The organism is Tahibacter amnicola, assembly GCF_025398735.1.
GTDB classification, from domain to species: Bacteria; Pseudomonadota; Gammaproteobacteria; order Xanthomonadales; family Rhodanobacteraceae; genus Tahibacter; species Tahibacter amnicola.
In genome coordinates, this window is the sequence record NZ_CP104694.1 from 2984039 (window position 1) to 2998869 (window position 14831).

Annotated in this window: 9 protein-coding genes; 7 read left to right on the top strand and 2 right to left on the bottom strand. The window is 65.8% G+C overall.

All coding sequences use genetic code 11. The annotated features are described in order from the left end of the window. Position 1: 1 nt before the first annotated feature. The 7 genes from N4264_RS12565 to N4264_RS12595 all read left to right on the top strand — a co-directional run bounded on the left by N4264_RS12565 (position 2) and on the right by N4264_RS12595 (position 12109). Complete coding sequence (locus N4264_RS12565; RefSeq protein WP_425508323.1) at positions 2-2425, top strand: GH92 family glycosyl hydrolase; 2424 nt, start codon at positions 2-4, stop codon at positions 2423-2425. A 105-nt stretch (positions 2426-2530) separates the two neighbouring features. Next, positions 2531-3571 carry a LacI family DNA-binding transcriptional regulator gene (locus N4264_RS12570; RefSeq protein ID WP_261697381.1) on the top strand — a complete coding sequence of 347 codons (1041 nt, stop codon included), beginning with the start codon at positions 2531-2533 and terminating at the stop codon, positions 3569-3571. Between the two features lie 66 nt (positions 3572-3637). Then, positions 3638-4936: a sugar MFS transporter gene (locus N4264_RS12575; RefSeq protein ID WP_261697382.1), complete on the top strand. Its 1299-nt coding sequence runs from the start codon at positions 3638-3640 to the stop codon at positions 4934-4936. Continuing rightward, positions 4933-5937, top strand: a complete 1005-nt coding sequence (locus tag N4264_RS12580) for a carbohydrate kinase family protein (RefSeq protein WP_261697383.1) — start codon at positions 4933-4935, stop codon at positions 5935-5937. The genes N4264_RS12575 and N4264_RS12580 overlap by 4 nt, the downstream gene beginning before the upstream one ends. Next, a complete protein-coding gene (locus N4264_RS12585; protein WP_261697384.1) occupies positions 5921-7144 on the top strand; it encodes an AGE family epimerase/isomerase in 1224 nt (407 codons plus the stop codon). The genes N4264_RS12580 and N4264_RS12585 overlap by 17 nt, the downstream gene beginning before the upstream one ends. Next, complete coding sequence (locus N4264_RS12590; RefSeq protein WP_261697385.1) at positions 7129-8553, top strand: glycoside hydrolase family 47 protein; 1425 nt, start codon at positions 7129-7131, stop codon at positions 8551-8553. Before N4264_RS12585 ends, N4264_RS12590 begins: the two co-directional genes overlap by 16 nt. 748 nt (positions 8554-9301) lie before the next feature. Then, positions 9302-12109 carry an ATP-binding protein gene (locus N4264_RS12595; protein ID WP_261697386.1) on the top strand — a complete coding sequence of 936 codons (2808 nt, stop codon included), beginning with the start codon at positions 9302-9304 and terminating at the stop codon, positions 12107-12109. A gap of 11 nt (positions 12110-12120) precedes the next feature. Here the strand turns inward: N4264_RS12595 and N4264_RS12600 are convergent, their stop codons facing one another. Both N4264_RS12600 and N4264_RS12605 read right to left on the bottom strand, forming a co-directional pair. Then, positions 12121-13479: a di-heme oxidoreductase family protein gene (locus tag N4264_RS12600; RefSeq protein WP_261697387.1), complete on the bottom strand. Its 1359-nt coding sequence runs from the start codon at positions 13477-13479 to the stop codon at positions 12121-12123. A 3-nt stretch (positions 13480-13482) separates the two neighbouring features. After that, positions 13483-14691, bottom strand: coding sequence for an imelysin family protein (locus N4264_RS12605; protein ID WP_261697388.1), 1209 nt, complete (start codon positions 14689-14691; stop codon positions 13483-13485). Positions 14692-14831 lie beyond the last annotated feature (140 nt).

A 14831-nucleotide genomic window follows, 5' to 3' on the forward strand; every position in this document is an offset into this window, starting at 1 on the left:
CATGCGTCATTGGATGGTAATTGCCGGGTGCCTGCTGCCGCTGAGCCTGATGGCCGAAACCGTGGCTGCTGTCGATCCGGTCACCCAGGTCAATACCTTTATCGGCACCAAGGACGACGGAAATACGTTCCCCGGTGCGGCGGCGCCTTTCGGCATGATCCAGGTCAGCCCGATCGGTGAACACTATGCGGGATGGCGCTACGACGAGGCGAAGATCCGCGGCTTCGGTCACTTTTTCCTCTCGGGTGCCGGATGCTGGGAGCAGGGCGGACAGATCGCCATCCTGCCCGTCACCGGTGAAATCGGGCCCGGGCAGGCCTTCGATACCACGGTGGCAGCCAGCTTCGACTACCGCCGCTATGCGGCAACTGCGACGCACGAAGGCGAGGTGGGACAGGCCGGCTATTACCGCACACGGCTGACTGACTACGGCGGTATTGACGTGGAGGCCACGGCGCTCACGCGCGCCGCCGCCGAGCGGTACACCTTCGGTAGCGCGAAAACCGGGCATGTCCTGGTGAATCTGGGCCAGGCCAACGAACGCCACCGGGTCATGCGCAGCGTGGCGAACATCGTCGGCGACCGTGTCGTCGAGGGCGAAGTGGAAACCCTCAGTTTCTGCGGGGGTACGCGCTATACCACCTGGTTCCGGCTGGTCTTTGATCGGCCATTCCGCGCGTTCGGCACCTGGAACGCCAGCGGCGGGCATGCCGATACGCGCCAGAGCACGGCGGCAGAAGGCCCCAACGGCGCGTGGTTGAGCTTCGATACGCAGGACGCGAAATCCGTGACCGTGACCAGTGCGGTTTCCCACGTGGATGCGGACGGCGCGCGCCGCAATCTCGCGGCTGACGCACAGAAGTCTGGACTTCCGCTGACATTCGAGGCCATGAAGGCCAAGGCGCAGAAGACGTGGCGGACCGAGCTGGATTCCGTCCGGATCAGCGGGGCCGCTGCGGACGATCGCGTCGTCTTCACCACGGCGCTCTATCACACGTTCCTGCAACCCCTGACCGGATCCGACAGCGACGGCCGCTACCGCGGTTGGGACAACCAGATCCATCGTGCAAAGCCGGGCACCACGTACTACGAATTCTTCTCGCTCTGGGATACCTACCGCAGCCAGAATCAATGGCTGGCAATGCTGCGCCCGCATCGTGCACGCGATATTGCCGATTCCATTCTGGCCATCCACCAGCAGGGCGGCTGGCTGCCGCGCTGGGGCTATGCCAACTACGAGACCAATGTAATGACGGGTGATCCGGTCACCCCGTTCCTGGTTGACCTGTGGCGCTTTGGCGCGCTTGCCGGGCGCGAGGCGGCCTTCTACAAAGCCCTGGTGCAAAATGCCGATGGTATTCCCCCGGTGGATTCGCGCTCGCAGGGGCGTATCGGTAACGAGACCTATCTGTCCCAGGGTTTCGTGTACTACGACAAGCAGGCCAAGCCCAAGAGCATGGACATCGACCTGCACCACGGTGGCTCGGCCACGCTCGAATATGCCCTGGCTGACTGTTCGCTGGCGCAGTTCGCCGCCGCGATGCAGCAGCCCGGGGACGCGCGGCGCTACGCCGAGCGCGGACGTTCGTGGCGCACGGTCTGGGATGCCTCCGTCGATGACGCGGAACGGGGTTTCGTGGGCTTTCCGCGGCCGCGGACAAGGGACGGTTCCTGGTACACGCCGGCGGACGGCCCGTATCGCCCATCGTCGGATCACGGCTTCCACGAAGGTACGGCCTGGCAGTACCAGTGGCTGGTGCAGCAGGACGTGCCTGGCCTGGTGCAGGCCATGGGGGGGCTGGAGAAGGCGCGCCGGCGGCTGGATGTCTTTTTCGCCTACGACAACCTCGTAGCTGATCCGGCGCGGGCCGCGCGCAAAGATTGGGTGGTCGGTCCCTACGCGTACTACAACCAGTTTCGCTACAACCCGAACAACGAGCCGGACCTCCACAGCCCGTGGATGTATACATTGCTGGGACAGCCCTGGAAGACCAGCGCCGTCGTGCGCGCCGCGCAGACCTTGTTCACCCATGCGCCGAACGGCGTGACGGGCAACGACGACCTCGGAACCATGTCCGCGTGGTATCTCTTCAGTGCGATTGGCCTCTACCCGGCAGTGCCGGGAACCGGGCAGTTCCTGCTGCATGCACCCCGATTCGAGCGCATCGAGATGGACCTGGGCAAGGGCCGTGTCCTGCGGATCGAGGCGCCCGGCGCTGACGCGCGGCGGATGCAGTACGTGCGCAGTGTCAGCGTCGACGGCGCGACGCATTCACCGGTATGGCTGGATTGGGAGGGCCTGCGCAAGGGCGGCACCATCCGGTTTGGCCTCACTGATTCGCCCGATGCCGCGTTATGGGGCCGCGAGGCCAGTGCCGCTCCGGCCTCGCCGTGTGCCGCGGCGACAGCGACAGCCATGCCCTGAAGGGTCATCGCCGGATGTTGCGCCGCAGGATTTACTGCCCGCGGCCGACATGATTAGATCGATCCAAGTGTTTCACCTCCATCACCGTACTGAATCTGGAAGCGCATGTCCGAATCCGCATCGACGCCGCGAAAACGCCTGCCTACCGTCAATGACATTGCCCGCGCCTGCGGGGTGTCGCGTGCCACGGTGTCGCTGGTGCTGCGCAACAGTCCGCTGGTCGGCGCGGAAACCCGGGCACGTGTCGAGCAGGAACTGAAGCGGCAGGGATATGTATACAACCGCGCAGCGGCCAATCTGCGCCGTCGCACCTCCAGCAGCATCGCGCTGGTCATCAATGACTTGTCCAATCCCTTCTTTGCGGAGTTCGCCATGGGGGTGGATGAAGCGCTGGTGGATGAAGGATTCGTGACCCTTCTCGGCAGCACGGGTGAATCACCCGAGCGGCAGGAACTGCTCCTGGGCTCGCTGCTGGAACACAGTCCGGCCGGCATGATTCTGTCGCCCGCCGAGAACAGTGATGGCGAACGGCTGCGGCGCCTGCTCGGCAACGAGCCGCCGGTGCTGGTGTTCAATCGCGAGCTGTCGGCGTCAGGATGGGACTTTCTTGCACTGGACAATCGCCACGGCGCGCGCCTGGCCACCGAGCATCTGCTAGCGCTGGGCCACAGGGCGATTGCCTTCTTCGGCGGCCACGCGGATTCCAGCTCCTGCCAGCAGCGCCGCCAGGGTTATGCCGATGCGCTGGACGCCGCGGGAATTGGCATCGATCCGCGGCGCATGATCGAGTGCACACCCACGCGCGTGGAAGCGGCGCAGCAGACGGGAGCGCTGTTCGAGCGCGACCCGTCGATCACAGCCGCGGTCTGCTACAACGATAACGTTGCGCTGGGCTTGAAGCTCGGCCTGATGGCGCGCGGTGTGCGCCCTGGCGTGGATTTCGCGCTGACGGGATTTGACGATATCCCCGAAGCCGCGCAGACCTCCCCCGCACTCACCACGCTCGCGGTCGAGCCCCGCGCGCGCGGACGCCAGGCCGCCGAACTCCTGCTGCAGCGCGTGCGCGACCGGGAAGCACCGGTGCGTCGCGTCGTCGCGCCGGTGCAGCTGGTCGTGCGCGGCAGCAGCGGCGCGCCGCGCGGATGAGCGCCCCTGACACGCGCAGGGCCTGCGGGCCCTGCGATTCCTCCATGACCCTCCGGAACCGGTGACATGCCTCCAGCACGGACAGCCTCCACGCGCGTCGCGCTCGTCGTCGTCACGTCGATCTTCTTCATGTGGGGCCTCCTGACCAGCCTCAACGACGTGCTCATTCCCCACCTGAAAGCGGTTTTCGACCTCAACTACACGCGCGCGATGCTCGTGCAGTTCGCGTTCTTCGGCGCCTACCTGCTGGTGTCGATTCCGGCCGGCAAGGTGGTCGATCGCGTTGGCTACAAGCAGGGCATCGTGATTGGCCTTCTCGTTGCCGGGGCGGGAGCGCTGTTGTTCCTTCCCGCCGCGGCGAGCCGATCCTACGAGGTGTTCCTGGGTGCACTGTTCATCCTCGCCAGCGGTATCGTGCTGCTGCAGGTGTCGGCAAACCCCTATGTGAGTCTGCTGGGCGATCCGCGTCATGCGGCGAGCCGGTTGAATCTCGCACAGGCCTTCAATTCCCTCGGGCATGCGGTTTCCTTGCCGCTCGGCGGCATGCTGATCCTCGGCGGAACCGTGCTTGGGGCCGATGCGATTGCCGCGCTGGCGCCGGCAGACCTCGCCGCCTACCAGCTGGGGCAGGCCAAGGCAGTGCAGATTCCCTACGCGGGGCTGGCGCTGATCCTGCTGGCCCTTGCCGGCGGCGTGTGGGCCTTCCAGTTGCCCGCACTGCGCGAAGCGACCGAGGCTGCAGCGCGCCAGAAACACCGGTTCGCCGACGTGCTGCGTCACGCGCATGTGCGCTGGGGCGTGCTGGCCATCTTCCTGTACGTCGGGGCGGAAGTGGCCATTGGCAGCATCATGGTCAACTACCTGGCACAGCCCTCGATCGGCAATATGGACGCCGCGACAGCGGCCGAGCGCTACGTCGTGCTGTATCCGCTCGGTGCCATGCTGGGCCGCTTCCTCGGCTCGGCGCTGCTGCGGCGCGTCGACGTGCGTCTGATGCTGGCGGCGTTCGCCGGCATGGCTGCGCTGCTCCTAGGCGTCACCATGACGACCGAAGGCCGCGTGGCGATGTGGAGCGTCATCGCGATCGGCCTGTTCAATTCGATTCTGTTCCCGACCATCTTCACCCTGGCCATCGAACGCCTCGGGCCGTTGACCGAGAAGGCATCGAGCCTCCTGGTCATGGCCATTTTCGGAGGGGCCGTCGTGCCGCTGCTCCAGGGCGCCGCGGCCGACCGCTTTGGCGTGCAGTCGTCCTTCACCGTGCCGTTGCTGTGCTACGTCTATATCGCGTGGTACGCGTGGCGGGGTTCGCGGGTGACCGGCACTGTGTCCGCCCCCGCGCCGGCGCAAGCGGTGCGCGCATGAGGGGCGAGCACCGCCGCCATATCGTCTGCTTTGGCGAAGTGCTGGTGGATTTTCTCGCCCAGCCTCTGCCATCACCGGACGCGCCGCGTGCCTTCCTGCAGTTCGCTGGCGGCGCGCCTGCCAATGTCGCCGTCGCCGTGGCCCGGCTGGGCGGGCAGTCGGAATTTCTCGGCATGACCGGCGCCGACATGTTCGGCGATTTCCTCGTCGAGAGCCTTGAGCGGGCGGGTGTGGAAACCCGTGGCATCCGGCGCACGACGGATGCCAGGACGGCGTTGGCCTTCGTCGCCCTCGACGCCGACGGCGAGCGCAGTTTCAGCTTCTACCGGCCACCCGCCGCCGACCTGCTGTATCGGTCCGAACACTTTCCCGCAGACGTGTTCGCCCGCGCGAGCGCGCTCCACGTCTGCTCAAACAGTCTCACCGAGACAGCGATTGCCGCGACGACGCAGCACGCCATCGCGTCTGCTCGGCGCGACGGCGCGCTGGTCAGCTTCGACATGAATCTGCGCCCGGCGCTCTGGTCGCCGCAGGTCGACCCCTTGCCACGGTTGTGGGAGGTTCTGTCCTGTGCCGACATCGTGAAACTCGCACGCACCGAGCTGGAGTTCCTGGCTGCGGGCGAGGGGGAGGCAGCGGTGCTGCGGCGTCTATGGACGGGCAGCACCCGATTGATCGTTATCACCGACGGCGCGGCGGATATCCGCTGGTATACATCGCAACGTCAAGGACAATTGGATACATTTCGCCTTCGAGCGCTCGATACCACGGCCGCAGGGGATGCCTTTGTGGGAGGCATGCTGTACCACCTGGCAGAGCAGGGTGTCGACGCAGCCGGTCTTGCGGAATTCCTGTCCGGGACGACAGCGGTGGAACAGACCCTGCGCTTCGCCGCAGCCGTCGGTGGCCTTACCGTGACGCGACACGGCGCATTCGCCGCAATGCCGGCCCTGGCGGACGTGACGCAACTGATCGAGGGTCGCTATGCACACACAGCCTGATTTCCGCTCGCCGACGTTCCTGCGCGCCCACATCGCGCACACGATGGCGTTCTACCATCCGCGCGCCATCGATCCCGATGGCGGGTTCTTTCACTATTTCCTCGACGACGGCTCGATCTACGATCGCAGCCACCGTCACCTGGTGAGCAGCACGCGTTTTGTCTTCAACTACGCGATGGCCTATCGCGAATTCGGCAGCCAGGCCTATCGCGACGCGGCGGTGCATGGTCTGAACTACCTGCACCAGGTGCATCGCAATGCGCAGACCGGGGGCTACGCCTGGACGATCCGCGACGGCAAGCCCGAGGACACGACCAACCATTGCTATGGCCTCGCCTTCGTCCTGCTGGCCTACGCCACTGCGCTCAAGGCCGGCATCGAATCCGCCCGCCCGGTGATCGGCGAGACCTGGGACCTGCTCGAGAAACACTTCTGGGAACCGGGCCCCGGCCTGTACCGCGATGAAGCGGACGCCTTCTGGAACTTTTCCACCTATCGCGGCCAGAACGCCAACATGCACCTGTGCGAGGCGCTGCTGGCGGCCTACGAGGCGACGCTGGAACAGCGCTACCTGGCTCGTGCGCTGGCCCTGGCCGATGCCATGACACGTCGCCAGTCGGCCCAGTCCAACGGCCTGGTCTGGGAACACTACGACGCGAACTGGCAGATCGACTGGGAATACAACCTCGACAACCCGCGTCACCTGTTCCGCCCCTGGGGCTTCCAGCCCGGCCACCAGACTGAATGGGCCAAGCTGCTGCTCATTCTTGACCGCCACGTGCGCGCCGACTGGCTGGTGCCGACGGCGCGTCACCTGTTCGACACCGCGGTCGAGCGGTCCTGGGACAAACGTCGCGGCGGCATGTACTACGGCTTCGCGCCGGACGGATCGGTCTGCGACGACGACAAGTATTTCTGGGTCCAGGCCGAATCGTTTGCAGCGGCGGCGCTGCTGGCCGAGCGCACCGGTGATGCGGCCTATTGGGATATCTACACAAAGCTGTGGGCCTACGCCTGGGAACACTTTGTCGACCACCGCTGGGGCGCCTGGTACCGCATCCTCGATGCGGAGAACCGCGCCTACAGCGCCGAGAAGAGTCCGGCAGGCAAGACCGACTACCACACCATGGGCGCCTGCTACGAAGTGCTGTATCGCCAAAGTCCCGTGGGCCAGCTGCAGCGGGAGGCCGCATGCGTCACATCCTGAAATGGCTTACGGCTGTTGTCTTCCTGGGGGCCTCGTTTTCCTCGGCAGCCGTGACGCCGGCGAAGCCGATGAGCGATGCGCAGGCCGCAAAGCTGGCACAACGCGTCAAGGCGGAGACGCGCCATGCCTGGCGCGGCTACTGGCGCCACGCGCGCGGCCATGACGCGCTGAAACCCTTGAGCCGGCAGCCGCATGACTGGTACGCCACGTCGCTGATGATGACCCCTGTGGATGCGCTCGACACGCTCATCCTGATGGGGCTTTCCAAGGAAGCACGCCAGGCGCAGGAACTCATCACGACGCAGCTGTCCTTCGATCACGATATCTACGTCAAGCAATTCGAGGTCACGATCCGCCTGCTCGGTGGATTGCTGTCGGCGTACCAGCTCACCCACGATCCGAAGCTGCTCGCACTGGCGCAGGACCTCGCCGATCGGCTGTTGCCGGTTTTTGGTTCGCCGACGGGGCTGCCGTATGTCGAGGTGAACCTGCGCACGGGAGCGGTGCGCGGCAAGGTCAGCAATCCGGCAGAGACCGGCAGCCTGCTGCTCGAATTCGGCCTGCTCAGCCGGCTCAGCGGCAAGCCGGTCTACTACGAAAAGGCCAAGCGGGCCCTGGTGGAAACCTATGCACGGCGTTCACCGCTGGGCCTGGTTGGCGCTGGCATCGATGTGGAAACCGGAAAGTGGACCGACGCCTCCAGCCACATCGGCGGCGGCATCGATTCCTATTACGAGTACCTGTGGAAATGCTGGCTACTGTTTGGCGACGTCGAGTGCCGCCAGATGTGGGAGGCCAGCATCCCGGCCGTCAACAGATACCTCGCTGACGAACAGGGCGGTGACCTGTGGTACGGCCACGCCGACATGCACAGCGGCGAGCGCGTGCGCACGCAGTACGGCGCGCTGGATGCCTTCTTTCCCGCACTGCTGGCGCTGGCGGGCGATACGGATCGTGCCCGGCGCCTGCAGGCCTCCTCGATGAAAATGTGGCGTCTGCACGGCACCGAGCCGGAAGCCCTCGACTATGCCCGCATGAGCGTGCGTGGCGCCGAATATCCGCTGCGGCCGGAAATCGTCGAGTCGGCTTACTACCTGTGGCACTTCACCGGTGATGTGCGCTACCGCGAGGAAGGACGCGAGCTGTTCAACGATTTCGTCCGCCGGTGCCGGACTGCATCGGGCTATGCGGCGCTGGCGGATGTCGTCAGCGGCCGCCAGAAAGACGAAATGGAAAGCTTCCTTTTCGCCGAAACCTTCAAATACTTCTACCTGCTGTTCGCGCCGCGCGAGGCGCTGGATTTCCGTGCAATTGTCTTCAACACCGAGGCGCATCCGTTGCGCTTGCCCGCGACAGGTACTGCGTCGCACGCCGCGCCGCCCCGGGCGGACCAGCAGCCCGGGAGGTAGTCGGTCTATCGCCGCGCGACGGATTTCCGTCGCGTGTCACACCGTGCCTGCCGTACTGGCGCCCGGTGCCCGCGCTGAGTAATGTCGGAGTTGCGCCGACTCCGGAGTCCGTCCTGCGCGGGAGGCTGGGTGTTTCACCGACGAGTACGTGTTCCCAGGCTATTGCCGGCCACCATGGCAACTTCCGCGTCTGCTCGACGTATCGGTGCTGCATGAACGCAATGCGCCCGTTAGCCTGGTGCGGTCGGGTGCTGCTGGTTCTCCTTGCCGGCGTGACAGCGGCCTGGGCCCAGGCGCAAACGGTACCGCTGCGGCCAACGCTGCCCGGACATTACCTGTTCCGTAGCTATGACCTGGAGCACGGCCTGCCCGCCGTGGGCATCCTCCAGCTGGTGCAGGATCGCACCGGCTTTGTCTGGGCCAGCACCGAAGACGGCCTGTACCGCTACGACGGTTACCGTTTCGATGTGTTTGGCCTGAACGACGGGTTGCTTTCCACATCCATTACCACGCTCTACGTGGGGCCATCGGGCACGGTGTGGGCGGGCACCCGCGAGGGACTGAACCGGTGGAACGGACGCGGCTTCGATGCGTTCGGGCCCGACAAGGGGCTACCGCGCACATCCGTCTCCGGGCTTGCGGAAGGTCCCGGCGGGCTGTGGGTGCTGACGGCACAAGGCCCTTTTGTGGGCTCCGCAGACGATGGCTTCAGGCCGGTGCCGCACTGGCCGGGGGCGAGGCGACGGCCGTGGCCGTCACTTCGGACCAGACAACCGTATGGGTCGGGCAGCGCGAGGAAACCGTCCAGGTCTGGCGGTGGCGCGACGGGCAGTGGAGTGCCGTCGACGGGCCTCCCGGTCATTCCCAGGGCCGTATCGATGCGATGCATGCCGATGCATCCGGACGCGTGTGGGTACGTCAGCCTGCCTCGCTCTGGCAGCTCGATCCAGGGCAGTCCGCTTTCGTCGTGGCAATGACGCCGGTGCCGATCCGCTCTGGCCGTGGCTTTCTGATCGGTGGGCGCCACGACGACCTGTGGGTGCCCTCCGATGAAGTGTTGCTGCATTACGTCGCGGACCAGTGGCATGTCGTGGATGTGGCCAAGAGCCTGGCCACGCCCTGGAGCCGCGCCGTGCTGGAGGATCATGAGGGATCCCTCTGGCTGGGCAACGTCGGGCTGCACCGGCTGCTCCGGCGTGGACTTTTCCAGGCGTATACAACGGCCGAAGGCCTGCGCGACGATGTGATCTGGACCCTGCTGCGCGATCGTCGCGGCCACCTTTGGGTAGGAACAGGCAAGGGCCTGGCGCGCATGGACGCCGATCGCATCACGCAGATTCCCGGCACGTTCGACCTTGCAGTACGAAACATCGTGGAAGGCGAAGACGGGCTGCTGTACCTGGCAGGTTCTCCGGGCGATCGCCTGCTCACCGTCGATCCCGAACGTCTTACCGTGCGCAGCATCCCGTTACCGCCGCACCTGCACGTATCGCGCATCTTCCGGCTGCTGTTCGAGGCGCGTGACTCGGCGTGGCTGGCCACCGACGAGCGCGGACTGCTGCGCGTCACGCTCGGCGATTCACCGCAATTCCAGCAGGCCTCGTTGCCCGCCGGAACGACCGACGAATTCGTCGGCGACGTGCGCCGGGACAGTAGCGGCCGTCTGTGGACGGCTGGGCGGCACGGTATCGCCGTCCGCGGCACCGACAACCAGTGGCGGCGCTACACCGACGCCGACGGCCTGCGCCGGACCTTCGTCCAGCTGCTGCGGCCGCTGTCCGACGGCGATGTGCTGGTGAGCTACTTCGACCCGCTCGGCGTCGCCCGGGTGCGACTGGACGGCGAGCGCCTGCAGGTCAAGCGCCACTACGATGTGGGCGCTAGCGGTTCGCCTGGCAAGGCGTTCCTGCTCGGCGAGGACAGCGAGAACCGCCTGTGGATCGGCGGCGCGCGGGGAATCGACGTCGTCACCGACACGCAGGTGCAGCACTACGGCGTCATCGACGGCCTGGTCGGCGAGGACACGAACAACATGGCCTTCCTGGCCGAGGCGGGTGGCGACATCTGGATCGGCACGAGTGCGGGCCTTGCCCGCTTTAACGATCGACGCGCCGGCACGCAGACGGATCCACAGCCGCCGACACCGCTCCTGCTCGACGCGACGGCTGGCGGCCAGCGCCTGGATGTGGGCATCCAGAACGTACACGTGCCGCCGGATGCCGACGTGTTCGAGGCCCGCGTCACCGCGCTCACCTTCGTGGCCGAAGGCAATGTGCAATACCGCATGCAGCTGGTCGGCATGGAGCGTCAGCCGAATATCACCGCCAATCGGGAAGTGCGCTATGCCGGACTTCCGGCTGGCCGCTTCCGGTTCGAGGTAGCGGCGCGCATCGGACCGAATGGCGACTGGTCCCCGCCGGCCACGTTCAGCTTCGAACGCCTGCCCGCCTGGTGGGAGACGACGGCTTTCCGCCTGCTTGTCGGCGTCGCCATCGTGCTGGTCGCGCTCGGCCTGGTACGCTGGCGCACGCTCGCCCTGCAATGGCGCAATCGCGCCCTGGCCGAACAGGTGGCGGCGCGAACCAGCGAATTGCGCCAGGCTAATACCGCCTTACGCGGTGAGATCGACGAGCGCGTCGCTGCGCAACAGGCGCTGTCGGAGCGCAACCAGCAGCTGCAGGCGCTGAACGAAACATTGGCCAGCCGTCACAGCCAGCTGATCCAGTCCGAGAAACTGGCCTCGGTCGGCCAACTGGCCGCCGGCGTGGCCCACGAAATCAACAATCCGATCGGATTCGTCCGCTCCAACCTCGGCACGCTGCGCGACTACTACGTCACCTTGCTGACCCTGGCCGATCGCTACCGCGATCTGGAATCGCACCTGCCCGAAGGACACCCGGCAGCGGCGGAACTGGCGCGACTGCGCGCTGCCGTGGATATCGACTACCTGCGCAGCGACGGCGAGGCGCTGCTCGACGAAACCCAGGATGGCGTCAACCGCGTGCAAAAGATCGTGCGTGACCTGCGCGATTTCTCGCAGATCGATTCCACCGCCTGGCAGTGGGCCGACCTCCACGCCGGCCTGGACAGCACCCTCAATGTGCTCTCGCACGCGATCCGTGGAAAAGTGGACGTGATCAAGTGCTACGCCGAGATCCCCCCGGTCCGCTGCGTCCTGGCGGACATCAACCAGGTTTTCCTCAATGTGCTGGTCAATGCCCTCCAGGCCATGGACGGCCACGGTGTGCTGACCATCTCAACCGGCATCACGGACGGGCAGGCCTGGGTCGCCATTCGCGACAACGGCGCCGGGATCCGCCCGGATCACCTGCCGCATGTGTTCGAGCCGTTTTTCACGACACGCCCCGTCGGCAGCGGCACCGGCCTGGGATTGGCCGTGGCCTATAACGTCATCCGGCGTCATGGCGGCAGCATTGATATCGAAAGCGCGGTGGGAGCGGGCACCACGGTGACGGTGCGCATGCCCGTGCAGGGCCCGTTGGATGCCGAGCCGGCATTCAACGGCCAGCACGGGGTCAAGGCGTCGATGGAATAGGGGGGCAGCGTCTAGAGACTGCGCAGAAAACGCAGGAGCGCGTCGCGCTCGTCTTTGTTGGCATCGCGAAATCCGTCGCGCGCGCGGCGGCCTTCCCCGTCATGCCACAGAATCGCCTCGGCCAGGTTCCGCGCACGACCGTCGTGCAGATACAGCGTGTGCTGGTTGACCGTCTCGACCAGGCCGATGCCCCACAGCGGCGCCGTGCGCCATTCGCGGCCGCTGGCGAGGAAATCCGGTCGTCCGTCGGCGAGGCCTGCGCCCATGTCGTGCAGCAGCAGGTCGGTGTATGGCGCGAATGTCTGGTCGGCCAGCTGGGGAATGTCGCTGGGGCCGGTCTTCTGCAGCGGTGTGTGGCAGCCAGCACAGCCGAGCGTCGCAAAGAGCGCTTCACCGCGTCGTACCGTTGCGTCATCACCGTCGCGGCGCGCCGGCACGCCAAGTGTTCGTGTATACGTTGTCAGTTTGTCTAGAAAGTCATCGCTCAGTTCCGGGGTTCCGCCGGTCACGGCCCGGGCGCAGGCCGTCTGCCCTGCGTCGCAGTTCTGCGCCGGAAACAGTGAACTGGAAAGGCCGATGTCACCCTGCGCCGCTGCGGCATTCTGGGTTTTCAGGCCCGCCGTATTGGCTTTCCAGCCGTAGCGTCCGACCGCTGTCTTGCCGGTAGCCGGATCAGAAACGCGATTGACGCGGCCTGAAATGCCGTCGCCGTTGCGGTCCTTCTCATCGGATGCGGCAACGAGATGGGCTTCGGGAATGGCCTCCAGCAGGCCAAGACCTATCACGGCCGGCGCCACGCGACCTGAGACGAGCAGGCGCTTTGGCAGGGCCCCGTACGCCGCGCCGGTGAACGCATAGCGCGGATGCCGCAGGCGGTATTCGCTACCATCGGCGTAGCGGTGTGTCGTCTCTTTCCAGGTCATCGAGACGGCTGCTTCCGCGGCCACGCCGGGAATCGCCCGATCGTTGAGTTGCGTGCCGTAGCCGGGTACGGCACGGGGTGCGCCGTGTGGATCGGTTCCGGGAATGCTCCAGCGCACCAGCATCGCGTTCATCGCGGATTCGCCGTCGATGGGCGGGCGGCCGCGGCCGTCGCGCAGATGGCAGCCGGAGCACGAAACGCGATTGAACGTCGGCCCCAGGCCGTCGAAGGCTTCGGTCGATGACGGCGCCACCGTCCAGTTGGTGTTGAAAATCCGGTTGCCGAGATTGAAGGCGCGCAGCTGTGCGCCATCCAGCGACGGGGCAGGGCGGCTGAAGGCATCCTGGTTGGTTTCCCCATGCGTCAGCGCACCGCCGGCTGGCACGATGCCGCCCGCCATTGCGAGTGCAGGCACCATTACGACAAGGAGGGTTGCCACTATCCGCATGGGTCAGACACCGGGAACCACGATGTCCATCGACAAGGCTTCGGCGGCCGCCTTGAGGGCGACGCCAAGCTCGCGCATGGCATTGGCAGCGTGTTCGACCGCGGTCCGGGCCGGCGCGCCGTCCGGCGCCACGATGGCCTGGTCGAAACGTCCGGGGATGGCGGCGAGGGATTTTTCCGCGTTATCCAACTGTACGCGTAGGCGCTGCGCCAACATCGGGTTCTTCCACTCCACCAGCTCGATGAAGCTCGCGCCAAGGCGTTCGTTCTCGTAGCGCCCTTCCACAAAGAAGCGCACGCCTTCCAGGTTGCCTTTCAGATCCGCCAGCGTGTTGTCGCTGAAGCAGGAATGTTCGTCTTCCTGCGAGCGCGTATCCAGCGGGCCGATCAACCGGTCCGCATACAGCTCGATCGCCGCCAGCGAGGCCGCGCCGTGCACGCCGCGGCCGAGGATCTCGATCGCCGGTTCACGGTTGAGCAACTGCGCGTAACTGCCGTCGCGCTGCGGATCCCAGTCATTGGCAACGCGGGTGAGATCCTCGATCAGGATCTGCGTGATCAGCTTCAGGTACGCGCGCCGGCGTTCACGGATGTCGTCGCCGGGAAGGAAATCGTCCGCAGGGCGGTTGCCGGCACCGTCGCTGGAAAAATCCTGGCCCCACAGCAGGAACTCGATCGCGTGCCATCCGGTGGTGACATCGGCCTCGTCGCCCACCTGGTTGCGCGAAACGATGGCCTCGCGCGTCAGCGGTACGGAGCGCTGGTGGACCAGTCCACTTTCGGGCGCGCCGCGAACCGCATCGATCACGGCCTCATTCAAGGGCCACGCGTTGAGCCGCGGCTCCGGGCCGGCGGTAATGCCATCGCCTGCCGCATGGTCCAGCGGACCATTGAAGAAACGCATCATCTCCGTGCGCTGATACGCGGGACGCGCGGCACGCCAGGCCTGTCGTGCGGTTTCCAATGTAGCGGTGCTCGGTGACTCCAGGAACGCATCGATCGCTGCCTGCAGCGGCTTTGCGGCATCCAGTGCAGCCACAGACGCGCGACGGGCAAACACCATGAACGTGCGTGCCTGGGGCTGCGCGTCGTAGTCGATGGCGATGCTCTTCTTGAACGTGCGCGGTGCCTTGAACACGGCGTGCGCGGATACCGGCACGCTGAACACGACGCACAGCAGCGCGAATCCCCAGCGCTGAAACAATGGCAACACGGATCAAAACCCCCTCGGAAGGCCGCAAAATATATCAATTGTTGTGCACCAGACTGTTAACTTTCTAAATTCCATTGACTTCACCCCGGGCGCACAGGCATCGTTCGCGCCCGACGCGCGAAGTATCCCGGGCCGGGTCA